The organism is Paenibacillus contaminans (assembly GCF_003285015.1).
GTDB classification, from domain to species: Bacteria; Bacillota; Bacilli; order Paenibacillales; family NBRC-103111; genus Paenibacillus_V; species Paenibacillus_V contaminans.
Genome location: NZ_QMFB01000002.1, coordinates 373,690 through 399,320, shown reverse-complemented (window position 1 = coordinate 399,320; position 25,631 = coordinate 373,690). Strand labels below are relative to the sequence as shown.

Sequence of the window (25,631 nt, the reverse complement as noted above, 5' to 3'; positions counted from 1 at the left end):
CTTGGCCCGAGCGGTTTGCATAACCGGAGAACGCAAACCGGTTCGGTTTTACGAATGAAAGGGGGCGATTCCGCATGAAGCCGGTGCCGCAAACGGCCGTCCGGGCGAAGCTTGTCCGGGGCGGGATATGGAGGAAGAACTGGCAGCGGGATAAATATTTGCTGCTAATGATTGCGCCGGTGCTGTTTTACTACATCGTTTTCCACTATGTTCCGATGTACGGCGTCGTGATCGCGTTCAAGAAGTTTCACCCGATCAAGGGGATTTTAGGGAGCGACTGGGTTGGCTTTCTATATTTCAAGCAGTTCTTTCAATCTACTTACTTTGTTAGGCTGATCAAAAATACGCTGCTGCTCAGCATGAATTCGCTGTTTTGGGGCTTTCCCGTGCCGATTATTTTCGCCCTGCTATTGAATGAACTGAAGGACAGCTTATTCAAGAAAACGGTGCAGACAGTCAGCTATCTGCCGCATTTTATTTCGATCGTCGTGATCGTCGGCATGCTTGTCAATTTTTTGTCGCCGCTGGACGGCATCATCAACATATTGCTAACGAAGTTAGGAATGGAGCCCATTAATTTTATGGCGGAGCCGGGATACTTCCGGACGATTTATATCTCATCGGGCATATGGCAGGGCTTTGGCTGGGGTTCGATCATTTATTTGGCGGCGATAGCGGGCATCAACCCGCAGCTGTACGAAGCGGCCGAGGTAGACGGAGCGAGCAGGTGGCAAAGGATGCGGCATATTACGCTGCCGGGGCTTGTGCCGACGATCGTTATTTTGCTCATCCTGAATCTCGGAAACATGATGGATGTCGGGTTCGAGAAAGTATTGCTGATGTACAACCCGCAAATTTATGAAACGGCGGATATTATCGGCACGTTCGTTTACCGGATGGGGATCGAGAATGGCAATTACAGCTTTTCCGCGGCGGTAGGGCTATTTAATAATGTGGTCAACATCGCATTGCTTTTGGCGGCAAATTATTTAAGCAGGAAGTATTCGGAGACTTCCCTGTGGTGAAGAGGTGGATTCGTGGCAAGAGTCAGGAAAACGGCAGGGGAGAGAGTAACGGACGGTGCAATTTGGCTCAGCATGTGGGTAGCGATGGCGGTCACGCTATATCCGTTTCTCTATGTGTTCAGCATGTCGATCAGCGACCCTCAGTATGTCATCAGCCAGGCGGTATGGCTGCTTCCCAAAGGGTTTTCGCTAGGAGCCTACCAACGCATATTCGAAAACGAAGGTGTTTGGGTCGCATACGCGAATACGGTTTTGTATACGGTGGCGGGGACGGCGGTCAACGTCGTCATGACGATGCTGGCCGCGTATCCGTTATCCAGGCGTATGTTTTTCGCACGCAATTGGATCATGATTTTTATTACGTTTACGATGTTTTTCGGCGGCGGACTCATTCCGTCCTTCCTGCTGATTAAAGAGCTGGGGCTGTACGACAGCCGCTGGGTCATGATTATTCCCGGAGCGGTCAGCGCGTTCCTGATCATTATTGCACGCACCTTTCTCCAAAGCATACCGGAGGAGCTGATGGAATCGGCAAAGCTGGACGGGGCGCATGATTTCGTCATATTGGCGAAAATCGTCATCCCGCTGTCCAAACCGATTATCGCGGTGCTGGCGCTGTTTTATGCGGTCGGGCACTGGAACAGCTTCCTGACGGCGATGATTTATTTGCCGAGCGCGGAGCTGCAGCCGCTGCAGCTGTTTTTGATGAAAATGCTCATTCAGGACGCTGACGCTTCGATGCTGCAGGATATGGCCGACGCGCACGAGCGGTCGCTCATCTCGATCCAGATCAAGTACGCAATGATCATAGTGGCGATTTTGCCGATTTTATTCGTCTATCCGTTCCTGCAAAAGCATTTTGCGAAAGGCGTTCTGATCGGGTCGCTGAAGGAGTAGGACGGAAGCAAGGGGCGAAAAGCTTTTACACAAATGACGATTCGGGGGAGAAAAAGATGACGAACAAAATAAGAGCGGCGCTGCTGGGAGCGGGCAACCGGGGAGCGCTTGCATATGCGCCCTACGCACTACGGTATCCGCAGGAGCTGGAAATCGTGGCGGTAGCCGAGCCAATGGCGGAACGGCGCGAAGCATTCGTCCGCGACTACGGTATTCGTTCGGAGGACGCGGTTGCCGATTGGAGAGAGCTGCTGGCGCGGCCGCGGCTGGCCGATGCGGCGATCATCTGCACACAGGATCGGATGCATACGGAGCCGACGTTGTTGGCTCTCAAGCAAGGCTATCATGTGCTGCTGGAAAAACCGATGTCGCCGGAGCCCAGCGAGTGCGTGGCGATGGAGCATGCCGCGCGTGAGGCGGACCGGCTGTTGACGATTTGTCATGTGCTGCGCTACACGCCGTTCTGGGCGGCGGTTAAGCGCGTGCTGGACGATAAACGGATCGGTGATATCATGTCGGTTCAGCTAAGCGAGAACGTCGGTTTTTATCATATCGCGCACAGCTTTGTCCGCGGCAGCTGGAGCAGGAAGGATGATTCGAGTCCGATGATTTTGGCCAAGTCATGCCATGACATGGATATTTTATCGTGGCTGATCGACCGAGAATGTATACGTGCCAGTTCGTTCGGCTCGCTTGGCCATTTCCGTGCGGAGAACGCGCCGGCGGGTTCTGCGGCGAGGTGTATCGATGGCTGTGCGGTTGAGGCGTCATGCGCGTATTCCGCGCTGAAGCAGTATTTGGATCGCCCGGGCTGGGCGCGTTACATCACGAGCGATTCTTCGCGCGAAAGTGTCGTGCAGGCATTGCGGGAAGGACCGTACGGGTGCTGCGTGTATCGCTGCGAGAATGATGTCGTCGACCATCAGGTCGCGAATTTCGAATTTGAAGGCGGCGTGACCGCGACGTTCAGCATGAGCGGGTTCACGCATAATATTTCCCGATCGATTCAGGTGATGGGCACGAAGGGAGAACTGCGGGGGTATATGGAGAAGCGGGCGTTTACCGTGTACGATTTCGTGACGGGGGAACAGCAGGAAATGACGGTGGCGCAGTCTTCTTCCGGACATGGAGGCGGCGACGAAGGCATCGTCCGCAGCTTTCTGCAGGAAGTACGCGGCTATGGAAGCGGCAGAGAAGGGCTTACCTCCGCTTCCGCATCCGTCCGCAGCCATTTCATGGCGTTCGCGGCTGAAGAGTCGCGCCTCAGCGGAGGCAAACCGGTCGATCTGCGCGAACTGCGCAGCCGGCATATGAGTGCTAATGTGAAATCCCCTAGTTAGCCCCCATGCCGCGGGTTCGTGGCACCACAGATGATGGAAATTTGATTTTCCAGGGTACCTGTATATCGCGGATTCTGTCCATCATGCAAGCACCAATTCGCGGCAAGGAAGCTCGACCGTCCGATGACGCCGGAGTTTTACGGAAACAGCAGCTCCGGCTCGTCGAACGTTTCCCGCCAGGCGAGGGAGCCTGCGCCGATTAAATTCGCGTGCTCGCCGAAGCCGGTGAACCGAATGTCCGCGCGAGCGGCGGCCGCCGGCAGGGCGCGACCGAGCAAGCTTTGCCGGACGCGGCTCAGAAGCGGCTCCCCGAGCATCGTCATTTCGCCGTGAATGACGATCAGCTCGGGGTTGAATAAATTGACGATGTTCCCGAGACCGACCGCCAAATAGTCGCCCAGCTCGTTGATCGCCGCTTGAATGACGCGTTTCTCCCGGTTGGTGCCGGCCGCCAGGTTGTTCTCGCTCTCCGGGCTGCCGCGGAAGACTGTTTGGTCAGCGTGGCTCTCCGAGCTGCCGACAAAATCGGCTTGGTCAGCGCGGTTTCCCGCGCTATCGTCTCCTTCGCTATGGCTGGCTTCTGCCTCACGAAGCGCTCCTGTATTGCTGCGCTCCAAAGCTTGAACGATAAGCGCGACCGTCAGCGGCTCGCCGCTCGTTACGCGCGCGTTCAGCCAGTCCGCTTCATGGAGCCGATCACGCACGGTTTCGAGCAACGCGTCGGACGAGGCATACGTTTCCCAGCAGCCGTGGTTGCCGCAGCGGCAGGGGCGGCCGTCCATTTGGACGACCGTATGGCCGATCTCGCCGAAGCTCTCGTCCATGCCGCGGACCATCTGCCCGTCGATCAGGAAGCCTGCGCCGATGCCCCCGTCCGTAAACAGGCTGACGAAATTGCGCTTCTGTCTGCCGAGTCCGAACCATTGCTCGGCCAGCGCCGAGTTGCGGCACTCGTTATCGATCCACACGGGCAGGCCGAACGGCTCCAGCTCGCGGTCGATGCGCAGGCCGTTCACCTCGCTGAAGTTGACGGCGGTCGTCGGCCCTTTATGCCGGTCGACGAGACCGGGAAGACCGACGCCGATGCCGACAACCGGCATGTCCGCACTGCGCGCTAGCTCCAGAACGCGTCCGGCTACCGCCGACAGCGCCCGGCCTACGGCTTGCTGCGTCCGGTGCGGCGGCAGCGGCTCGGACAAGCGGTGATGCAGGCCGCCGAGCAGATCGACGACCGCACCTTCCACTTTGCGCGCGCCGATATGCAATGCGGCTGCGTAGCGGCCCTGCGGATTGAGCGTAATAAGCTTCGGTTTTTTGCCTCCCTGCTCCGTTGACGCGCCGATTCCGCTAATCTGCAAAAAACCTTCGCCGATCAGCTCGTCGACGAGGCTGGAGGAGGTCGGCATACTGATGCCGAGCACCTTCGCCAAGGCAGGCTTCGTCGTTTCCCCGCTATGTCGTACGATCTGTAAAATATTCAGTTTATTCGTTCGCTTCGAATCGTTTTTTTTGAGCAGCATGCCTTGATGTACTCCAGTCTATTAAAGATGTCGCCGTAAAAGGAAGCCGGATGATCGCTTGAACGTCAGAAAGACTTCAGCATAGGGCCCGGATTCGGCCATACATCCTCAGACGTACCGGTAAAGCATTGTTCCGTCAAAAGCCGAGTCCCCGCGAAACACCTCGGGTCATGGGGGCGACAACGGTCGGCCGGACCTTCCGAGCATCAGCTTTTTGCTGCGCCGCACCAAGCGACCATCGTTTGCGCAAACATTTTAACGAGGTTCATAAAATCGTCGATGTCGATGAATTCGTCCGGCGCGTGCGCATTTCCGCCCTTCGGTCCCCAGACGATGGCAGGCGTTTCGCTGTGCAGGTTGAACATGAACGAGTCGCAGGCGAACGCCGCGCCGCGTACCGGCAGTCCCTGCTCATAATAGCGTTTTCCGATCGCAGCGGTCAATGGCAAAATGTCATGTCCGTCCGGTATTCCGCTTCCCGGCAAAAAACGGATCAGCTTTTCGTAACGAACGTCCGTGTTGGACAGCAGCTCGTCGGTTTCGCTAAGTTTTTTCATAAAGCCCACGAATTCATCGAAAAGGTCGTTTTCGCCGGTTTCCGGGTAGCATTGGATCCAGACGTCGATCGAGCATGTGCCAGGCGTCCGGTCTTGAAGCGGCACATGAACCGCGCCGGCGCGCACCCCTTGAATGTACGAAGTCAGTCCGGGATCGTCCGAGAACCAGGCCGAAGCGGGCTTCTTCGACGCGTGCGCCGCTTGATATTCGCGGAACAGCAGCAGAAAGCGCGCGGCCGCGAACACCGGATTGACCGGCTCTTCGCCGCTGAACGAGCGCCCGGGTTTGCCGTGGAACGTGATGCGGTACATGCCGCCGCCTTGATTTTCCGGGCAAATGGTCAAGTTCGACGGCTCCGGAATGATCGCGATATCGGCTTCATACCCGCGCAGTCTTGCGGCAAGCGTTCCATTCGCTCCGCCGTACTCTTCGTCGACGACCGTTTCCACGATCACGTCGCCAGCGAGCCGGATGCCGAGCTCGTCGAGCGCCTGCAGGGCGGCGATCGCAGCGACCATGCCGCCTTTCATGTCAAAAATGCCGAGCCCGTATTGCTTGCCGTCCCGCACTTCCCCGGCAAACGGATCGACGGACCATGGCTCGTCGCCGCGCGGGACCGTGTCCATATGTCCGGAGAACAACAGCGAGCGTCCGCCGCCGGCGCCTTTTTTCCGGCCGACCACATTGAAACGGTTCTCGTAATGGCGTCCGGCCAAATAGGCGGGATGCTCCTTAATTCCCGGAACTTCATCCGGCGTAAAGCGGTCCATCTCGCAGCCAAGCCGTTCGAGATGTCCGTAGACGACCTCTTGCACGCGCGCTTCATCGCCGTACGGCACGCGGTTTTCGCTCGGAACCGAAACAAGCGAGCGGTTCAATTGCAAAATATGTTCCCGTTTTTCTTCAATCCAGCGGTCGATCCGATCATCGAAAGGTATGTTTGGCGTCATCGTTTCCACTCCCTATGGAAAGTATTATTCATGGCATATTTGGCCGCCGTCGACCACAAGCTCCGTACCCGTAATGAACGACGCTTCGTCGGAAGCGAGGAATGCGAACGCATTCGCCACTTCTTCGGTCGATCCGCGCCGCTTCAGCGGGATTTTCGCAAAATATTGCTCCAGCTCCTCTGCAGGCTGGCCGCCTTCCAGCGCCAGGTCCGTTTGAATCGAACCGGGGCATATCGAGTTCACCCGAATGCCGTAGGGCGCGAGCTCGATCGCCATCGTTTTGCCGAGCAGGACGATGCCGGCCTTCGAAGCATTGTAATGCGCCAGCGCTTCTTCGCCGAGAATGCCGTTCGTCGATGCCATGTTGACGATAGCGCCTGACTTTTGCTTGGCCATGACGCGCGCGGCGATTTGCGAGCAGATGAATGTGCCGGTCAAATTGACGGCGAGCGTGTCGTTCCAGTTTTTGTCTTCGATTTCAAGGAAAGGCTCGAATCTGGCGATCCCTGCATTATTCGCGAGAATATCGATTCTTCCGAAAATGCGAACGGTTTCATCGATCATCGCCTGAACGTCTTCACGGTTCGTGACATCAACCGCAAAGGATTGCACCGTCCCGAATGCGGCTAGCCTGCCGGCCGCTTCCTCGACCCGCGCTTTCAGCGCATCGCATATGACGACAGTCGCGCCTTCCTGCAAAAACTTGCGTGCGATCGCTTCGCCGATCCCGCGTCCCGCGCCGGTGACGACGGCTATTTTTCCTTTCAAACGCATAGGTGTTTGTGCCTCCTCATCTTGGGTGCTTCAATAGTTAATTAAATTACTTAACAAACAAGTTCACCACCATTATATGCGACAGGTCGGCTATGGACAACAAGATTTTTTGAAGCGCTGGCAGCGAAGACGGGCAAGTCATAGGCGCCTTTCTTCATTGATAAAAGCATTACGGATAAGATTTGTCAGCGGGTGTAGATCTGGCATGGCACGGGCTGCTTGTCGTATCGGGCTGCCGCGGCATTGTCGTAAACGTAAAGGCGAAGCTGCTCCAGTCGGCCGCCTTGCCTAACGTATTGCATGCCGAGAGCTGCGGACAAGTGCGATGCATGGCGTCAGAAAGGTCAAAAGCCTAAAGCTCCTTTCTTTCAGGGCATGAAGGTATTGTTTAAGGCGGTAGGCGTTTATCCTTGCGCTGGAGTCCGAAATAGTCCACTTGGAGCAAGGAATAGAGGTTCGCTTTACGCGGGAGTCCGATTTTGCCGGCTTGGAGAACGGATTTACCGGTGTACTGAGCAAAATACCTGCTGCAAGCAGGCGTTTTCGGACTACAGGTCGGGAAAGGGAGCCGAACTCGATTCCAAGTGGGCAAAATCGGACTGTAGCGCATGCAGCGCTGAGCGAGGATGGGCAAGCGGATAGGAATGCTGGTTGGAGGAACGGAAAATGTCAAAGACGTGACAGAAAGTACCGAAGGCGAACAAGAGGTACTGGATAGGGGGCCAGCAAAGGAGCTTCGCTATAGGCCGCCTTTGAAATCGTGCTACTGATTCGGAATAAAGAAACACGTTTCAATCAGCGGTTGAAGACCTATCCCCAGTGCCTCCCCACGTACTGACATCATGCAACGCACAAAAAAAGGACCGTCCGGTGAGAACTTCCGGACGGCTTTTCCTTATTTATAATTCCGCAATCTCCGCAACCCGGCTCTCCATCCGCGAACGCTCGGCGGCGAAGCCGATTTGGTGGCCGTAGATGGATTTCTCGAGCGAAGTGGAGGACAAGGAGGGGGTCTCTCCGCGAAGCGCGCGCACGAAATCCGCGACAAGGCGCAAATCGCCTCCGCCGTGCATATCCGCCGAAACGTTAAGCTCGATCGTTTCTTCGGTATATGTTTGGCCTGGGACATCGTTCGGACGGCGGATGACGAAGGATCCTTCCTCCATCGTGCCCGATATTTCGCCCTTCGTCCCGGTAATATGGATCGTGCGGCTAGGCTTAGCCGTCGCGCCCGTCAAGCTGTGCGAAGCGGTGCTGCCGTCCTCGAACTCGACGATGACCGACTGATGGTCGACGACGTCGTTATCGCAGCGCCAGACGCAGCGCCCGTACGGATTGGTCGTGCGAAGCGATTCGAGCTTGCCGTCGATATCGTCCGCGGCGATACCGGTCCGGTCCCAGACATAAGCGCCCCAAAGGTTTTGCTGAATGTACATGCGTTTTGCCGAGTAGGTGCAGGTTTCCTCGAGCGGGCAATCCACCAGGCATCGCGTACCTGCGCCTTCAGGCGCTTTTTCCTTGCGGAATTGGTACAGGCTGCCGAAGCTGCTTACTTTGACAGGCCGTTTTCCACCCTTCAGCCAAGCGATCAAATCAAGATCATGACAACACTTGGCCATCAGCATAGGGGAGCCGCAATTTTCGATGCTGTTCCATTTGCCGCGTACGAAAGCGGTCGACATATGGTGGTAGCTGACGTTCTCCTCCGTCTGGATGGCGATGATGTCCCCGATCACGCCTGTCTCGAGCTGCTGGCGGATATTCGCATAAAAAGGAGCGTAACGCAGAACGTGGCAAATCATTACGGTTCTTCCGTACGATTTCGCTGTATGATGAAGCTCCATCACTTCCTCTTCGCTGATGCCGATCGGTTTCTCCAGAAGAACGTCATAACCCGCTTTCAGCAGCGGCAGCGTCGTCTGTACATGCAATTGATCCATCGTGCCGTTGATGGCGGCGTCGGCAAGTTTAGGAACGGCGGTCAACTGTTCTACCGAAGCGAAGCAGTGCTCCTCGGGAAAGCCGAAGCGCTCCGCGGTCGACTTGCGCTGTTTGGAATCCGGATCGACGACGCCGACGATGCGGAACAACTCGGGATTTTTTTCGGCGTAGGTAGCGTACAGCAAGCTGCGATGCCCGGCACCTACGATAACCGCCGTTATCGGCTGCGAAGAAGAGCGGTTGGAAGCGTTTTGCGTTTCTGAGTTGGTCATGGTTTCCCTCTTTTCTGATATATATTTTCAAGGACAAACGACTGCGCCGTGCGAAACGCTTTCATTTATAGCGGCTTCGGAAGTTTAAGCTAGGGGCGGGAGTCGTTTACCGGAAAAACGAATGACCGACGGAGAACTTTCCGGCGAGATTTTCAAAAAATAATGATATAATCATAATAATAAGGTAATCGATTACTATCTTCAGGGTACAAGGGCGGCGCCCGTAAATCAACAGTAAATCCTTGTGATGGGAGTGGTAAAATATTGTGCGAATTTCATGCGATTTTGACGCCGGCGGCGGAATGATGAAGCATGTGTGCAGATTGGAAGCCGCAGGACGGGGACAGGCCGCGGATGTTTATAACAGTCTGCAAAAAAAGCCGGACACAGGCAGCTTGTTTCTATTCGTGTACTCGCTTTCCGGCAAGGGAAAGTTGGCTTACGGCGGCGGATCGCAATTGCTGCCCGAGCATCACGGCTGCTTTCTGGCAGAACCGGCGGATTTCCGGTTGCTTGCTTCCGGCGGCGATAGGCCGGAAGAGTTGTTATGGCTGCTCGCCTCGGGCGACCCCGTGCGCGGTTTTTGGGAGCGGTTCATTCGCGTTTTCGGACATGTCGTCTCCTTGAAGCGGGACGATGAGCCGATTCGGCTGCTGGCGCGAATGTTCCGCAGCCCGGCAGTCGGCGAAGGCGACGATCGTTACCGCTCCTCCGTTCTGCTGTACGAATGGATGATCGCCGTAGAAAGGCTGGCGGAAGAAAGAAGCGGCTTGCCTCAGCCGTTTCCGGCCGCTCTGCAGCAAGTCGTAAGAGAGATGGAAAACCGGGTCCACGACCCGCTCGATCTGGAGGAAATGGCTGCGAGCGCGGGGCTTTCGAAGCATCATTTTTGCAAGACGTTCAAACGGCATACGGGAGAAACCCCGATTCACTATATGCGGAAAATGAGGGTGGAGGAGGCGGCCAGACTGCTTAGGGAATCCGACATGTCCGTCGCGCGGATAGCCGATATTACGGGCTTCGATAATATAAGCTATTTCGGCAAGGTGTTCCGCAGGCTGACTGGCGAGACGCCGACGGAATTTCGGGATAGAAACTGTCAATGAGACAAGAGTCGGAATTCCGAAATTCTTTTTTTGTATTTTTATTCCTTTGGAACCTTTTCTTTTTGATACGGATATGGTACACTTTCGAAGAAATCGATTTCTGATTATGTTTGAAATGCGGAAACCGCTTACACCACGTCCTGCAAATTTCATCTGCGCCGTTGGAACATACGGTCGCCCTCTTATGCGCTTACCCGATGAGTGTACCCGAATCCATATCGCTAACGCGAGCAAGTAAAGACAATCCGATTACGGAAGAGCGAACGCCGCCGATGCTGCCAATGAAGAAGAGCACTCTGCTTTACAGCGACTGACTATTCTTATACGGCATAGCGGTCTTTTTGCTTTTTCGCTCCTAATGCCCGGTACTTTAAGTAATCGATTACTAACGCCGGCGCTTTATTTGGGTTGTCTTTATGAAAGGAGGGGATATTCGTGTAATCAGCCGCGAGTACGGAGGACTTCAGCCCGTCAGCTTTTTTGCTTTTCAAAAAATGCTTGGGAGGATGAATGTATGATCGTGCAAAGGAAAGCTTGGTTTGCCTTATTTTTATCATTTTGTTTAGTGTTTCAATTAATTGCCGCCGTTAACGCGAAGCCGGCCGCCGCAGCATTGACCGGTAATTTAATCGAAAATCCCGGCTTCGAGGATACGACGGGAAGCGTTCCCGCACAATGGACCGTCATCGGAAACGCATGGAACAATTCGATCAAATCCGTACCGGAAGCGGCGCGAACGGGCAACTACGGCGTTTCCATTCAAACGAGCACAGGAAATAACCCATGGGTGGCCATTCCCGTTCCGGTGGAGGAGGGGGCTACATACGACGTAAAAGCATGGTTCAAATCGATCGGCGTCAGCGGCAACCCGGGTTATAAAATAGAATTTTTCAAAGGCATCGACAAAACGGTCGAAAATTGGGTAAACGGCTATACCTATAAAGCAAAATCAACCGATAACGACGGCCAGTGGCATGAGCTGGAATATGAAATTCAGGCGCCGGCGGAATCGGCCTATATGTACGTGTACTTGCGGCTGTACGGCACCGGAACCGTTTACTTCGACGACGCGTCCGTCGTAAAGACGAAGAACAAGCCGCAGCTTGTCGTCGAATCTGCCCATACGTATTACTATCCTGATGTGACGAACGGAAACATCCTGCTGAAGCTCGCACCGGAGGACGGCAGCATGACGGGTAAAACCGTCGATATCCGCATCGCAGATGAGACTTCCGGCGAGGAGCTGTTTGCGCAGAACGGCGTTGCGGCCGCCGAACATTTGAACATCGGCTTCGATACGTCGAATATGGCGATGGAGCAGCCGTACCGCATCGAAGCGGAGCTGAAGGACGAGGCGGGGCAGCTGATCGAACGCGGCGAGCAGACGATCTACCGCTGGGAACGTCCGGCTTCGATTCCGGAGAACGGTCCGATCCTTGTTGACGGAGAGCCGTTTTTCCCGGTTATCGCTTACCACGCCTATCAGGCCGACTATCCCTTCATGAAGGACATCGGCGTCAACACGGTTCAAGGGACGAACACGACAAGCGAAGCCGCGCTGCAATCGATGCTGGATGCGGCGCATGCGAACGGGCTGAAAATGCTCGTTACGCTTTATTACGATATGAGAGTCAAGGAAAACTTCGAGCTGACGCGGCAGTTCGTTATGAAATTCAAGAACCATCCGGCCGTGCTCGGGTACATGATCATGGACGAACCGGCGACGAACGGCATTCCGCAGTCGGAGTTGATCGACGCCTACAAGCTGATCCGCTCCATCGATCCCGAACATCCGACTTATATGGTCGAGGCCGACCCGACTTACTACCGTGAGACCGGCCAGGCTACGGATATTCTTGTCACCGACGTTTACCCGTACAGTCAGGGCAGCGCGCTTACCATCGGAGCGGTAGGCGACGGCGTGCGCAAAGCGGTCGGGGATGTGGACGACGTGAAGCCGGTTTGGACGGTTTTGCAAACGTTCAAAATTCCAGGCACGGCATGGAATTACTTGCCGACGACCGATCAATTCCGCAATATGGCGTATCAGGCGTTCATCGCGGGCACCAAAGGCTTCGGCTATTATTCGATTAACGATCCGGGCTGGAAGCTGAAGGAATCCGAGCTGTGGCCGGGCATGGTGAAATTCAAGGACGAACTCGCCTTGATCGGCAGTCTGGTTTCCGAAGGCAGCAAGGCGGATGAGCATATCGGCAGCGACGTTCAATGGGCCATTTACAACAAAGGGCAGGAGCAATACGCCATTGCGATCAATTTGACCAAAAATGCGCAAACGGCGACGATCCCGCTCGCGCAAGCCGGCAATCAAGTTGAGCTCTTGTACGGCGCCGAGCCCGAGAAGTCGGGCAGCTGGGAGCAGCAGATCAGCGTGAATCTCGGACCGGAGCAAACGCTCGTTTACCGTATCACGCCTTTTGCGGCGGGGGTCGATCGGGCGATCGGCGAGCTGCAAAGCGCAACCGGCCTCATTGCGAACAATCAGTGGGAGAAGAAAACGGAGAAGCTGATCGAAGAGCTGCTGAAGGTGAAGCAGGAGCTGACTGCAGCACCCGTTGATGCAGGGAAAGTTATGAGCAAGACGGAGAAGGCGCTGGACGACATCGGCAAGCTGAAAAACTGGGTAAGCGGAAAATCCGATACGGTTCTGGAAGGCAAAAGAGAGCAGTTAAACGCCTTACTGGACGATGTGACTGCAAGTATTATGCCGATTGTGCAGTCGATGGCGCGGCTGGATTTGCAGGCGGCAGTATCGTCGCTTGTGCCGGGCGATGAGCTGGCATTAAGCGCAGAGGTCCGGAACGTCGGCGACAAAGCGATCCAAAATGCCCGTCTGCGCATAGAGCTGCCGGAAGCGATGGGGCTCCCGCCGATCGAGACGATGCTAGGCAAAATCAAAAGCGGGGAAAGCGCCGCCCATAGCGTAAATCCGGTTATACCAGCAGCGCTGCAGCCCGGGGACTATGTGGCCAAAGCTACGCTCTCATTCGAATACAAAGGCTCGAACATTCAAGTTGCAGCGGAACGGGAATTTACGGTATCGCAGCTTTTGGCGGCCAAGCTGACGCCGAACAGCTTGGATATCGCCAAGGTGGGAACGTACCCGTTCGCCGTGGAGCTGAAGAACGGCTCCGGCCAGCCGCTCACCGTCGATCTGCAGCGCTCAGCGGCGGATGGTATAACGGCCGATCTCCCGGCTTCGGTGACGCTCGCCGGAAACGAAACGAAGACCGTTCAAGGCAGCATTACCGTTCCCGCTGCGGCTGCGCGGGGCGAGTATGCCGTAACCGTCGAAGCCAAGGCGGCCGGCGTCAGCTACGCTTCGCTGCCGCTTAAGGTATATGTCGATACGAATACCGTATATAACGGCGGGTTCGAGAAGAATGTCGCAACCGCCGCCGGTCCGGAAGGCTGGTACATGCGTGCGGGCGTATGGGATAAAGCGGTCGCCCGCAGCGGCCAGGCGTCCGGTAAGCTGAATCCTGACGCGGGCAATACGTTTAACGTGCTGAATACGGACTCGACCAAAGAATTTCCTCTCGCTCCCGGCGCCAAGTATAAGCTGACGGGCTGGGTCAAAACCGATGCGACGGCCGGATCGGTAGCCCTCGGCATCCGTCAAATCGACGCCGGCGGCGTGTCTGCGGCTTACACGTGGACGGAAGCTGCGAAAACGGGCGATTGGGCGAAGGTGGAAGTCGTTTTTACGACCCACCCGAATGCCAAGAAAGCAGCCGTTTACTTCAAGCTGGATCAAGCGGCAAACGGGGCGGCGTGGGTGGACGATCTGGAGTTGAGCGAAGTCGTGACGGTTGTCGACGCAAAGCTGACGCCGAACAGCATCGACGTCACGCAAGCGGGAACTTATCCGTTCGCTGTCGAGTTGACGAACGGTACCGCTAATTCAATAACGGTCGATTTGCCGCGCACGGTGCCGAACGGCATTACGGTGACGCTCGACGCGTCCGTCACGCTGGCGGCAAGCGAGAAGAAAACGGTGCAGGGCTCCGTTTATGTCCCCGTATCGGTAACCGATGGCGTATACGGCGTAACGGTCGAAGCGAAGGTCGGCAGCGTGAGTTATGCCTCGCTTCCGCTTTCGGTGAACGTTAATACGAATCCGGTTTACAACGGCGGCTTCGAGAAGCCGGCTGCCGCAGGGGGCAGAGCGGATGGTTGGTCGATGCGAGCGGGAGTTTGGGATCAAACGGTCGCGCATAGCGGGCAATATTCCGCCAAGCTGAACCCGGACGCGAATAATACGTTTAATGTTCTCAACACGGATACGCCGAAGGCGATCGCCGTAACGCCGGGCCATCGATACACCCTGTCGGGCTGGGTCAAAAACAACGCGACAGCCGGCTCCGTGGCGCTTGGCGTCAGACAGGTCGACGCGAACGGCGTAACCGTTACGTATACGTGGACGGAAGCGGGCAAGAACAGCGATTGGACGAAGACGGACGTGACGTTTAACGTGCTGCCGCAAACGAAAACGTTATGGGTGTACTTCAAAATGGACCAAGCGGCGGACGGAGCGGCGTGGGTAGACGATTTGGAGCTGCGGGAGGTGCAGTTGTAAAGGAGGGCGGGTAAACGGCGGTCGTATGACCGCGCGCCGAACGGTACCGTGAGCTTGCTTCGTGCACAAGCTCCCGGCGTGGCGTTTCGCGGCGAGACTGCGGCGGCCCGGCGACAAGCTGCTGCAGGGACGGCATTCTTCCGGAAGAACGCGGGCAACGATGCCGAGTATGCCGGCAAGTATCGCAAGGCTGTCCTTCTTTCGGAAGCTAGGGTAACGAAGCGATGCAGGTGATGCCGGGCATGCGTGCGAATACAGCAAGCTGCCCGGCCTAAAAGAAGCCCGGCAGTCCGGTTAAGGACCCGCTGCCGGCCAATAGGAGGTTTACTATGCTCGGAAGCGCTAGTAAAAAGGCGAGCCTCTTCGTATGCTTCATTTTGTTGGCACAGCTGCTGATGTCGGTATCTTTTTCGCCCAAAGCACTTAGCAACGGCACGAATTTGCTGCAAAATCCATCCTTCGAGACAGTGACGAACGGAAATCCGAATTTTTGGTCCGCTTACGGGGGCTGGAGCAATCCGGAGGTCGATTTGTCCGCTTCCGCCGCCCATTCGGGGAATTACGGCATTTCGATCCAGACCCAGCAGACGACGAACCCGTTTACGGTTCAGAACATCGCCATTGATGAGCTTGCGACTTACGAATATTCGGCATGGCTCAAATCGAGCGGCGTAACGGGATCCGGCATCGGGATAAAAGTGGAATATTACTCGGGGCCGCCCAGTGCGGCAACCTGGATCAGCGGCATAAACGGCCCTCGGGTCACCAGTTACACCGGCGGCTGGCAGCAGCTCAGCTTTCAGCTGACGGCGCCGGAAGGCGCGAAGACCGCCAGCGTTTATTTGCGCCTTTACGGCACCGGTCAGGTATCGTTTGACGACGCTTCCGTGATTATGGTGAAGCCGACGCCGAAAATTTCTATTTTTACCGATCAAATTTTTTACTATTCGGACCTTACGCAAGGAAAGGCAAGTATGAAGGTGCGCCTCCCGGCCGCAGAGCTGGCGGGCAAGACGGTCGACGTCGCGATCAAACGGAAAGACACCGGCGCGACATATGCGCAATCGCTTGGCATAACGGCTGCGGCGCAGCTGGAGTATACGTTCGATCCGAGCGGCATGCAGCTGGAAGTGCCGTATGAAGCCTCCGCTGTTCTGAAGGACGGCTCGGGAGCGGAGCTGGAGACGGTAACGGCTGCGGTTTACCGCTGGAACCGGCCGACATCGCTGCCTGCCGACGGGCAGTTGCAGGTGAACGGGACGCCCTTTTTCCCGGTGATCGCCTATCATGTGAATCCTTCCCAATATTCCGATATGCACGATATCGGGGTAAATACGGTTCAAGGCGTTGCGACGAACTCGGCGGCGACGGCGCAAAATTACTTGGACCAGGCGCAAGCGAACGGCTTGAAGCTGCTGTTCCCGCTTTATTACGGGATGAAGGTGAAAGAAAACTATACCCTGATGCAGCAGCAGGTTACGCAGTTCAAAGACCATCCGGCGCTGCTCGGCTGGATGATCATGGACGAACCGAGCACGAACGGCATCTCCGTCGAAGATTTGACGGGCGCCTACCAAATCATTCGCTCGATCGACGACGTGCACCCGGTATACATGACGGAAGCGGATGCCTCGCAGTTTGAAAATTACGGACGAATACCCGATGTGCTCGCTATCGATCCTTATCCGTTAAACCGGAGTCCGATCACGATGGTGGGCGACTATGCAAGAAAGGCGCTTACGGATGTTCATGGCGTGAAGCCGGTGTGGACGATTTTGCAGACGTTCATGATTCCGGGGACGGTTTGGAACTACTTGCCGAACATAACGGAAGTACGGAATATGGCGTATCAGGCGTTTCTTTCCGGTACGAACGGTTTCGGTTACTATTCCATTAACGATCCGGGCTGGTCGCTGCCGAATTCGGTTCTGTGGCCTGGACTTGAAGCGTTCCGCAGCGAGCTGGCGTTGATGGGGCAGCTTGCGACGGCCGTCAAAACGGGCGGGGTCCGGTCGAACGGCACCGATTACGGCGTTTGGACGATGGGCGGGGATACTTATGTTGTCGCGCTCAACGAAACGAACCAGCCGAAAACCGTTACGATTCCGCTGCCGCAATCCGGCATGCATGCCGAGCTCCTGTACGGCGATTCACCGAATTCGTTCGATGTGGCAGGCAATCAATTGACTGCGGGGTTGTCCGCTTATCAGACGAAGGTATACAAGATATCTTGCTGCAACCTTGTGTCCAATCCCGGCTTTGAAAATGCCGCATCCGGCGGCACGGCGCCGCTTAACTGGCTGATGCGGGCGGGTACTTGGGACACGGCAACCTTCCATAACGGTCTGCGTTCCGGAATGCTGTCGCCCGACAGCGCGAACGCGTGGAATGTTCTTAACTCCTTCGAGTTCGCTGTCGTCCCCGGTCAAACCTATGTGCTGAACGGCTGGGTCAAAAACGCCTCGACGGCCGGCTCCGTCGCGCTGGGCATCCGGTCGATCAACGCAGCCGGCGTCAGCATCACGTATACCTGGAAGGAAACGGACCGCAGCTCGGTCTGGACCCGTTACGAGCTTACCTATACGGCGCCTGCAAACGCAGTAACAGCGCAGATTTATTTCAAAGCGGATCAAGCCGCAAACGGAAACGCTTGGCTGGACGACGTCTATATGAGGTAAGCCGATTGATCCGAAATAAAAACCGCTCCCTCGGGAGCGGTTTTTATTTCGGCGGAACATTGCGGGAGTTGTTGCCCTACTCGGAACGCAAATAACGCTTTTCCGTCTTCTTCATGAGGAGCGAGTGGGCTGTTGCTTGGCTAGTGCCCCTCGCTGCAGCGTCGGGCTACATCAACTCCGCGGCCCGGTGCTGACCGAATAGCCCGAAAAAGTCGGGCTAAATCCCCGCCGCGGCCCGGTGCTGACCGAATAGCCCGAAAAAGTCGGGCTAAATCCCCGCAGCGGCCCGGTGCGGGCCGAATAGCCCGAAAAAGTCGGGCTAAATCCCCGCTGTAGCCTGGTGCTGACCGAATAGCCCGAAAAAGTCGGGCTAAATCCCCGCTGTGGCCCGGTGCTGACCGAATAGCCCGAATATGCCGGGCTAAAACACCGTCGCGGTCCGGTGCTGGCCGAATAGCCCGAAAAAGTCGGGCTAAATCCCCGCCGTGGCCCGGTGCTGGCCGAATAGCCCGAAAAAGTCGGGCTAAATCCCCGCCAAGGTCTGGTGCTGGCCGAATAGCCCGAAAAAGTCGGGCTAAATCCCCGCCGCGGCCCGGTGCTGGCCGAATAGCCCGAAAAAGTCGGGCTAAATCCCCGCCAAGGTCTGGTGCTGGCCGAATAGCCCGAAAAAGTCGGGCTAAATCCCCGCCGCGGCCCGGTGCTGGCCGAATAGCCCGAAAAAGTCGGGCTAAATCCCCGCCAAGGTCTGGCGCTGGCCGAATAGCCCGAAAAAGTCGGGCTAAATCCCCGCCGCGGCCCGGTGCTGGCCGAATAGCCCGAAAAAGTCGGGCTAAATCCCCGCCAAGGTCTGGCGCTGGCCGAATAGCCCGAAAAAGTCGGGCTAAATCCCCGCCGCGGCCCGGTGCTGGCCGAATAGCCCGAAAAAGTCGGGCTAAATCCCCGCCAAGGTCTGGCGCTGGCCGAATAGCCCGAAAAAGTCGGGCTAAATCCCCGCCGCGGCCCGGTGCTGGCCGAATAGCCCGAAAAAGTCGGGCTAAATCCCCGCCAAGGTCTGGCGCTGGCCGAATAGCCCGAAAAAGTCGGGCTAAATCCCCGCCGCGGCCCGGTGCTGACCGAATAGCCCGAAAAAGTCGGGCTAAATCCCCGCCAAGGTCTGGCGCTGGCCGAATAGCCCGAAAAAGTCGGGCTAAATCCCCGCCGCGGCCCGGTGCCTTCCAATTGGGCAAAATCGGACTCCAGCGCATGCAAGTGACGAACGGGAAGCGAACGAGACGGAACGCACGTGGACTTTGGGAATCCGAGTATGCGAGGAGTTCATTGAGTTTGTCGGAGTGGCGGATACGGATTTTTGCACCGAGCGCCACCCAGGCGTGCGGTGTTTCGCTGCAAAATGACGGCTGGCGGATCACATGCGTGCCCTGCGCCACATGTCCATACGTTGGTCATGATGGGAGGTACGATTTGCGACGCATATAAAGGGCCTGGAATATGACAAAGGCATAAACGGGGATGAATACCGGCAGGAAAACCGGGTAGAAAAAAGGACGCACCAGAAAGCAGCAAAGGGGGATGGAGGGATGGGATATGGGGTGGAAAAGCGGAGCGGCCGCCTTTGAAATCGTGTTATCCCCGCTAATTACGTTTCCAATAACACGATTTCAACGAGCGGTTGGAATCCCATATCCCGTCGCTCCTAAACGCGCTAACGTTTAGCCATGTACGAAGGAGCGGACGGTTTGATGGTTTTTGACTTCCCGGTAAACATGCCTGCCCTCAGAGGACGGTAGTTGTTACCCTGGCCTTGCCCGTCTTTTGAAATCGCGTTTGAGCCAATCGCCAAAGTACTGTCCTGCACGGCAAACGGCTAAAACCCCTCATCCTACCGTCTACTCCTTCACGCTGCCGACAACGATGCCTTTGATGAAAAACTTTTGCAAAAACGGATAAACCAGCAGGATAGGCAATGCGCCGAGAAAGATTTGCGCCGCGTTGATGGTGCGGTTGGAAAGTGTCTTCATCAGTTCGGCTTCCTCAGGGCTTGCCGCCGAGAACGATTTGTCGATGATGACGGTTTTCAAATAACTCTGCAGCGGGTAATTGTCCGGAAGATTCATATAAATGATGCCGTCAAACCAGGAATTCCAATGTCCGACCATGGAGAATAAAGTCAGCGTCGCGATCGACGGAGCGGATAAAGGAATGTAAATGCTCCATAACGTGCGGAAAGGCGTCGCCCCGTCCATTTGCGCGGATTCCTCCAGCTCCTTCGGCAGCCCGCGGAAAAAATTCAGCATCAGAATGACGCTCGTGACGGGCACGATACCGGGCAAAATGAGCGCCCAGATCGTATCGATCAGCCCGGTCGTTTTGACGGTCATGTACGTCGGGATCAGACCGCCCGAGAACAATATCGTGATCAGGAAATACCAGGCGTAGTAGGTGCGCCACTTAAAGACGGAAGCTTCCTTCGAAAGCGGGTATGCGGTGATGACGACCATGACCATATTAAGAGCGGTTCCGAGGAGTACGCGCTTGACGGATATGCCGAACGATTCCAGGAAAGCCGCTTTGCCGAATACGAACCGATAAGCCGACGTCGTCCACTCGACCGGCCACAGCGTTACCTTTCCCGCAGCCGTAGCTGCACTGGAACTGAAGGAAACGGCCAAAACGTGAATAAGCGGGAACAGGCAAAGAAAAGCCAAGAATGATAAAAAAATATAATTAGCGACAAGGAATGTTTTGCGCCCTATTGACATGCTCTGAATCAATGTGTCGTCCTCCCGCTAAAAAATGCGATATCTTGCGAACCGGTAAGCCAAGTAATAAGAGACCGAAATAAATACGAAGGAAATGATCGATTTCAAAAGCCCGACCGTCGTCGCGTTGCTGTACTGGGCGTTCAAAATGCCCATGCGATATACGTAGGTGTCGATAATGTCCCCGGTCTCGTAGACGAGCGGATTATACAAATTGAATACTTGCTCGAAGCCCGCGTTCAGGATGCCGCTCATGCTCAAGGTTGCCAACAAGACGATAATCGGCCTCATGCCCGGAAGCGTAATATGCCATGTTTGTCTCAGCCGGTTCGCACCGTCCATAACCGCCGCCTCGTAAAGCGCGGGATTGATCGAAGTGAGCGCCGCCAAATAAATAATGGTGCTGAAGCCGAATTCCTTCCATTCGTTCGTGACGACCAGCAAATAAGGGAAAATATCCTTGTTGCCGAGAAAGAAAATCGGTTCAAAGCCTAACCATTGAATAAGCTGGTTCACGATACCGTCCGACGGGGATAAAATATCGATCAGGATGCCGCCAAGCAGCGTCCAGGAAAGAAAATGCGGAAGGTAAACGATCGTTTGGACCCCTCGTTTGAAAACCTGCTTGGATATTTCGTTTAACAGCAGGGAGGTACAAATCGGCGCGATCAGGCCCACGACGATTTTCATCAATGCGATGAATACGGTGTTCCAGAATACGCGGCCCGTTCCGGGCAAGCTGAACGTATAATAAAAATTTTGCAAGCCTACCCATTCCGAACCGAAAAAGCCTTTAGTCGGCACATACTGCTGAAAAGCCATGACCAAACCGAACATGGGAATATATTGATACACGAACACGAAAAGAAATGCCGGTAAAAGCATCAAGTGAAGATAACCGTTATAGGATAAACCTTTCTTCATGAAGCCGTCCCTCCGATTAAGTGGAGAGGAGAGGGAATGAAACGCCCTCTCCAATCGGGTGAAGATTATTTTTGCGTGGCGTACCAGTCGTTCACTTCTTTGGTGATTTCATCGCCGCCGAGTTTTTTCCATGACGCGACGAAGTTGTCGAACTCGCTTACCGGAGCGGTGCCCATAATGATTTTGGTGAACGTTTCCAGCATCATCGCCGTCAAATTCGCTTGCTTGCTGACCATGGCAGTGGTAGGCGTAGTCGTAAATTGATTCGGCATGAACTGATCGTTTTTCAGGTATTGCTCGAGTATCCTTCCGGACCCTTCGGAACTATTTTGGGCGCTTTCCCACCACAAGGATTGGTCGCCGGCTTTATACTTCGTAATCCTATCGTATATGGCACGCTGCTGAGGAGTAATTTCCTCCAGCTTCTTTTTGCCGCTCAGAACCGCATTGACCTGCTGGTAGGAGTCGAGATTGTTTAACGGCCGATACATTTTGGCCGGCGCCAGGAACCAAACCGGATTCGGATCTCCCGGCGGCGCGATAAACGTTTTATAATCTTCATCCGAAGTCGTAAAATAGAACTTGTCCAAAAACACATCCAATATTTTCAAAAGTGCCTCCGGGTTTTTGCTTCCTTTTTTGACAACCCAGTAAAAACCATAAACATTCAAATCATGCTGCAGCTTGACAGGTTTATCGTCGATGGAAGGGACGGGATAAGAATTCCATTCCACGTTCGGCAAGCTCGTCGATGCGGGATATGCGGCTCCGCCTCTGTCGGAGAAGAAAATGCCGACTTTATTCGCGCCGATCGTTTCGATCGCTTTTTCACCGTTTTTCACGGCAAATTCAGGGTCGATATGTCCGGCTTTGAATATTTCCTGCAGCTTGCCGAGCGCGGTTTTCATCTCGGGCTGAATGCTGCTGAACGCCAGCTTGCCGGAGGCATCTTTTGTCCAAATATTGTTGTAAGCATGAAAACCGTTCAACAAGCCGGTCAAATAATAAAGGTCTTTGTCCAGCATGATGCCGAACGTATCTTTTTTATTGTTGCCGTCCGGGTCCTGCTCGACGAATGCCGCGGATATTTTCAGCAGATCGTCCATCGTTTTCGGCTCCGGCAAATTCAGCTTTTTCATCCAATCGCTCCGAATCCATACCACCGGCACGCTTTCCCGCTGCAGTCCCGTCCAAGGGATGGCCAAAAGCTTGCCGTTTATCGTCGCCGATTTCAGCACCTCCGGCCCGGCTTCCTGCATCAGCTGCTTGACGCGCTCCGGCGCGTACTTCTCGTATACTGCGGTCAAATCCTCGATTAATCCGGCCTCGCTAAGCTGTTTGAACTGCAAGGGCTCCGCTGCAAAAAAATCCGGAATATCGCCCGATGCGATCATCAGGTTCGTTTTTTGCTGAAGCTCTTCGCCTGAGGTCGTCGCCCACTTTCTCGTCACTTTAATGCCGAGCGTATCTTGGATGTATCTCGTCCACATATTGTTGTTGATGTCGTCGCCGTTCGCGAACTTGACCAGCGAGGTATAGTTGGATACGGTCGTCACTTCGATCGGCGGATCGTACTTGGCCGAGCTTCCCGGATCGGTTTTCGGCGGCGGGCTGCTCTCGGCTGCTTCAGGTTTTTTGTCGGAGCTGCACGCGGCCAGTACGGTTGATAAAGCGAGCAGTAGCGCCAGCCCCTTGACCGGTTTGCGGGTCAATCGAATACGTCTTCGTTTCATTCTCAATGGGCCCCCTCTTTGATTGGATGTTGCACGTTCACGCCGGGTAAGCTTGCGGCGGCTCGGTGCTGATTCTTAATCTAGCCCAGTATGCAGGCCGATAGTAGATGCAATTTTTCATATCGTAATAAATACCGGCCGGGCATGAAAAATGGAATACAATATGAATTATAAGTGATGTTAAAGCCGTTGAAATCCTGCTATATTGTTCGGACAAACACCATAACCGCTCGGAGGGCCCGATCGCCAATGTGGAACATTCTGCTCTCAACCTTTAGGAAACAGTCCTTGCTGAATCGGCTGATCATGAGCTTCCTGCTCGTCATCGTATGTTTGGCGGCGTTCCAGTTTCTATCTTTCTCCTTCTTCAAGAAGAAGGTTCAGCAAGAGATTGTGAAGTTCAGCAGTCTCAATTTGAAGTATGCCGCGGAAAGCTACGAGAAAAATTTGGAGCTCATCGACACCACCATTGCAACGCTCTATTTCGATGAGAAAATGAGCCTGATTATGAACGACCGGTCGGCCGGCAATTTTAAAATATTGAATCTTTTCGCGTCCCAGCTCCAGCGGCATGTAAGCGGCGGCCAGCTTTACGCGGACGATATCGTCGTTTATTTCGGCGACACGGGAACCGCAATCAGCAAAGAGGGGATACGTAGTATCGGGGATTTGACAAGCATCGAATTAATTAGCGACGCTTACCCCGCCTCATTTTGGGAAGAGCAGGTTTCGAACGCGTATCGCTACAAATGGTTTCCCGCCGCCGAATTTAAACGGAGAACCTTGGACAAGCAGATCGTTTCCAGAGGCGAGCAGTTTCCGATCATTTACAAAAACAGCCTCAATCCTCAAATGTATTTCCTCGTCTTGCTGGATGCCCGCCAAACTTTTAAAGCTTTTTATCGCGGAATCCAGGACGATTTCTATATTGTCAATGAAGAAGGCGATGTTCTGTTCCATACGGATCCGTCGCAATTGCCGGAAAAGAAAGATTTGCAAGCTTTTGCGAGCGCGGATGAGGGGAACTGGAGTCAAGGAAGCAATTTGCATTTTTATACGAAAGGAAAGCATTCGGGTCTGATCTACGTCAGCGTCGTGCCCAACAGTACGATCACCGCCCAGCTTCAGCAAATGAATATCGTGCTGCTGGTTATACTGGGAGCGGCCGTTATCGTCGGCATTGCGATCTCCGTTTTTCTGAGCTGGAGATTTCATCATCCGGTACAGCAAATCATCAAGCTGATCCAAAAGCCGAACGAGGCGCTTCCAACGGGGAGCAGCATTAACGAATTTAATATCATCAGCGGCAAAATCGGCGACATGATGGTGATCAACGAGGAAATCAGCAACGATTTGAGCAGGCAAAACTCGATCATCAAAAAATACAACTACATTAACAAGATGAAACGAATTTATTCGAGCTACGACAAGGTAGAGGAAGATTTGCTCGAGTCGGGCAATCCGTTCTATTTGGTGCTCTACTCCATGACGTTTACGAATAAGCTCCATAAGTTTTCGCCCGAGGATCAAACGAGAGGCATTTACTACATGGATCAATTTATTCAAAGAAGCCTGATGGACGATTTTCCGGACGCCGTAACGATTCAGATTGAGAAGGATCAGATTTTATCGTTGGTTTTCGTGAAAGGACATGAGCAAAAAGACGAGCTGCTGGCAAATCTTCAAGGCTTGAAAACGATTTTCGACCGGGACAAGGATTATTGTCTCGTTACGATCGCGTCCGATCTCGTCTTGCGCGATTCCACCGAATTTACGACGGCCTACGAGGAAACCTTGGAGATGCTGCAGCTGCGTAAAATGGTGCCGGGCACCCAGCTTATCGTGGAGCCGGTACCGAAAAGCGCCCATGTATTGCGCGTTCCTTCGCTCGATCAGGAATTCGCCGCCCATTTGCAGGCGGGGAACGAAACGGCGATCCAAACCGTCGATCGGTTGCTTCGCAAATTAGCCGGCAATGAGGCGAATCTGTATCAGTTTACGCATCTTTCCAGAGAAATCATCGCCGCCGTCATGAAGGCGCTGACTGCCGCCAATATCGATGCGGACGCCATGCCGGGTAAAGAGTCGCCTTACGAGAAGCTGAAAACATGCGCTGTCGCCGAGGACTATTTCGTCTTTTTCCATGAGTTTTTGGAAGCGTCACTGTATTTGATCCGCGAGAAGAAGGCTGTGCAGGAGCCGTTGAAGGATTCGATTCTAAACTATATTCACCGCAATTACCATAAGGATATATCGCTGGAAACGGTAGCGGACAAATTCAATTTGTCCAGCGGCTACCTGTCCCTCTTCTTTAAGGAAAAGACGCAAACGAATTTTCTCTATTATTTGAACGAGCTGAGGGTCAACAAAGCGAAGGAGCTGCTGCTCGAGACGAACATGAAAGTGCATGACATAGGCGAACAGGTCGGCTTCCAAAGCGCGAATTCGTTCATTCGTCTGTTCAAAAAGTTCACGGGTATCCCGCCGGGCGCATTTCGCCGGATGAATCATAAATTGGAATAGGTTTGCGGATACACGATATAAGATTGGGGGAGAC

At 54.6% G+C, this 25,631-nt stretch carries 14 protein-coding genes; 7 read left to right on the top strand and 7 right to left on the bottom strand.

The genetic code is table 11. The features are described 5' to 3' along the window. Nucleotides 1–74 precede the first annotated feature (74 nt). From DQG23_RS05900 to DQG23_RS05890, 3 genes are read left to right on the top strand one after another with little or no spacing between them, the layout of a single operon-like run. Nucleotides 75–1,025, top strand: coding sequence for an ABC transporter permease (locus tag DQG23_RS05900; protein WP_113029878.1), 951 nt, complete (start codon nucleotides 75–77; stop codon nucleotides 1,023–1,025). A gap of 12 nt (nucleotides 1,026–1,037) precedes the next feature. After that, entirely contained in the window at nucleotides 1,038–1,922 is an 885-nt protein-coding gene (locus DQG23_RS05895; protein ID WP_238177766.1) for a carbohydrate ABC transporter permease, read from the top strand. 56 nt (nucleotides 1,923–1,978) lie between these two features. Then, a complete protein-coding gene (locus DQG23_RS05890; RefSeq protein ID WP_113029877.1) occupies nucleotides 1,979–3,262 on the top strand; it encodes a Gfo/Idh/MocA family protein in 1,284 nt (427 codons plus the stop codon). 137 nt (nucleotides 3,263–3,399) lie between these two features. Here DQG23_RS05890 and DQG23_RS05885 read toward each other — a convergent pair whose 3' ends face one another. The 4 genes from DQG23_RS05885 to DQG23_RS05870 form a co-directional block, all read right to left on the bottom strand. After that, on the bottom strand, nucleotides 3,400–4,782 hold the full coding sequence (locus tag DQG23_RS05885) for an ROK family protein (protein ID WP_113029876.1): 1,383 nt from the start codon (nucleotides 4,780–4,782) through the stop codon (nucleotides 3,400–3,402). A 206-nt stretch (nucleotides 4,783–4,988) separates the two neighbouring features. Further along, nucleotides 4,989–6,290 carry a M20/M25/M40 family metallo-hydrolase gene (locus DQG23_RS05880; RefSeq protein ID WP_113029875.1) on the bottom strand — a complete coding sequence of 434 codons (1,302 nt, stop codon included), beginning with the start codon at nucleotides 6,288–6,290 and terminating at the stop codon, nucleotides 4,989–4,991. Nucleotides 6,291–6,314: 24 nt separating this feature from the next. Continuing rightward, on the bottom strand, nucleotides 6,315–7,064 hold the full coding sequence (locus DQG23_RS05875) for an SDR family NAD(P)-dependent oxidoreductase (protein WP_113029874.1): 750 nt from the start codon (nucleotides 7,062–7,064) through the stop codon (nucleotides 6,315–6,317). An 899-nt stretch (nucleotides 7,065–7,963) separates the two neighbouring features. Further along, complete coding sequence (locus DQG23_RS05870; protein ID WP_113029873.1) at nucleotides 7,964–9,277, bottom strand: Gfo/Idh/MocA family protein; 1,314 nt, start codon at nucleotides 9,275–9,277, stop codon at nucleotides 7,964–7,966. Between the two features lie 266 nt (nucleotides 9,278–9,543). On the opposite strand from DQG23_RS05870, the gene DQG23_RS05865 reads away from it, so the two are divergent. The 3 genes from DQG23_RS05865 (at nucleotide 9,544) to DQG23_RS05855 (ending at nucleotide 17,658) form a co-directional block, all read left to right on the top strand. Then, nucleotides 9,544–10,383, top strand: coding sequence for a helix-turn-helix domain-containing protein (locus DQG23_RS05865; RefSeq protein ID WP_113029872.1), 840 nt, complete (start codon nucleotides 9,544–9,546; stop codon nucleotides 10,381–10,383). Nucleotides 10,384–10,897: 514 nt separating this feature from the next. Continuing rightward, nucleotides 10,898–14,980, top strand: a complete 4,083-nt coding sequence (locus tag DQG23_RS05860) for a carbohydrate binding domain-containing protein (protein ID WP_158560325.1) — start codon at nucleotides 10,898–10,900, stop codon at nucleotides 14,978–14,980. Nucleotides 14,981–15,309: 329 nt separating this feature from the next. Continuing rightward, nucleotides 15,310–17,658 (top strand): carbohydrate binding domain-containing protein, encoded by a 2,349-nt coding sequence (locus DQG23_RS05855; RefSeq protein ID WP_113029870.1) that lies wholly within the window; start codon nucleotides 15,310–15,312, stop codon nucleotides 17,656–17,658. Between the two features lie 1,886 nt (nucleotides 17,659–19,544). On the opposite strand, the gene DQG23_RS05845 is transcribed toward DQG23_RS05855, so the two are convergent. From DQG23_RS05845 to DQG23_RS05835, 3 genes are all read right to left on the bottom strand, one after another. Beyond that, nucleotides 19,545–20,429 (bottom strand): carbohydrate ABC transporter permease, encoded by an 885-nt coding sequence (locus DQG23_RS05845; RefSeq protein ID WP_113029868.1) that lies wholly within the window; start codon nucleotides 20,427–20,429, stop codon nucleotides 19,545–19,547. Between the two features lie 15 nt (nucleotides 20,430–20,444). Then, a complete protein-coding gene (locus DQG23_RS05840) occupies nucleotides 20,445–21,341 on the bottom strand; it encodes an ABC transporter permease (protein WP_113029867.1) in 897 nt (298 codons plus the stop codon). Nucleotides 21,342–21,406: 65 nt separating this feature from the next. Beyond that, entirely contained in the window at nucleotides 21,407–23,074 is a 1,668-nt protein-coding gene (locus DQG23_RS05835; protein ID WP_113029866.1) for an extracellular solute-binding protein, read from the bottom strand. Between the two features lie 249 nt (nucleotides 23,075–23,323). Between DQG23_RS05835 and DQG23_RS05830 the strand changes: the two genes are divergently transcribed. Beyond that, nucleotides 23,324–25,597 carry a helix-turn-helix domain-containing protein gene (locus tag DQG23_RS05830; RefSeq protein ID WP_158560324.1) on the top strand — a complete coding sequence of 758 codons (2,274 nt, stop codon included), beginning with the start codon at nucleotides 23,324–23,326 and terminating at the stop codon, nucleotides 25,595–25,597. Nucleotides 25,598–25,631: the final 34 nt, after the last annotated feature.

Bases quoted from the DNA above. Each gene is read 5' to 3' on its own strand.
- DQG23_RS05840 (WP_113029867.1), bottom strand. From the start codon at position 21,341: ATGAAGAAAGGTTTATCCTATAACGGTTATCTTCACTTGATGCTTTTA.
- DQG23_RS05830 (WP_158560324.1), top strand. From the start codon at position 23,324: ATGTGGAACATTCTGCTCTCAACCTTTAGGAAACAGTCCTTGCTGAAT.
- DQG23_RS05835 (WP_113029866.1), bottom strand. From the start codon at position 23,074: ATGAAACGAAGACGTATTCGATTGACCCGCAAACCGGTCAAGGGGCTG.
- DQG23_RS05855 (WP_113029870.1), top strand. From the start codon at position 15,310: ATGCTCGGAAGCGCTAGTAAAAAGGCGAGCCTCTTCGTATGCTTCATT.
- DQG23_RS05870 (WP_113029873.1), bottom strand. From the start codon at position 9,277: ATGACCAACTCAGAAACGCAAAACGCTTCCAACCGCTCTTCTTCGCAG.
- DQG23_RS05885 (WP_113029876.1), bottom strand. From the start codon at position 4,782: ATGCTGCTCAAAAAAAACGATTCGAAGCGAACGAATAAACTGAATATT.
- DQG23_RS05860 (WP_158560325.1), top strand. From the start codon at position 10,898: ATGATCGTGCAAAGGAAAGCTTGGTTTGCCTTATTTTTATCATTTTGT.
- DQG23_RS05875 (WP_113029874.1), bottom strand. From the start codon at position 7,064: ATGCGTTTGAAAGGAAAAATAGCCGTCGTCACCGGCGCGGGACGCGGG.
- DQG23_RS05900 (WP_113029878.1), top strand. From the start codon at position 75: ATGAAGCCGGTGCCGCAAACGGCCGTCCGGGCGAAGCTTGTCCGGGGC.
- DQG23_RS05880 (WP_113029875.1), bottom strand. From the start codon at position 6,290: ATGACGCCAAACATACCTTTCGATGATCGGATCGACCGCTGGATTGAA.
- DQG23_RS05890 (WP_113029877.1), top strand. From the start codon at position 1,979: ATGACGAACAAAATAAGAGCGGCGCTGCTGGGAGCGGGCAACCGGGGA.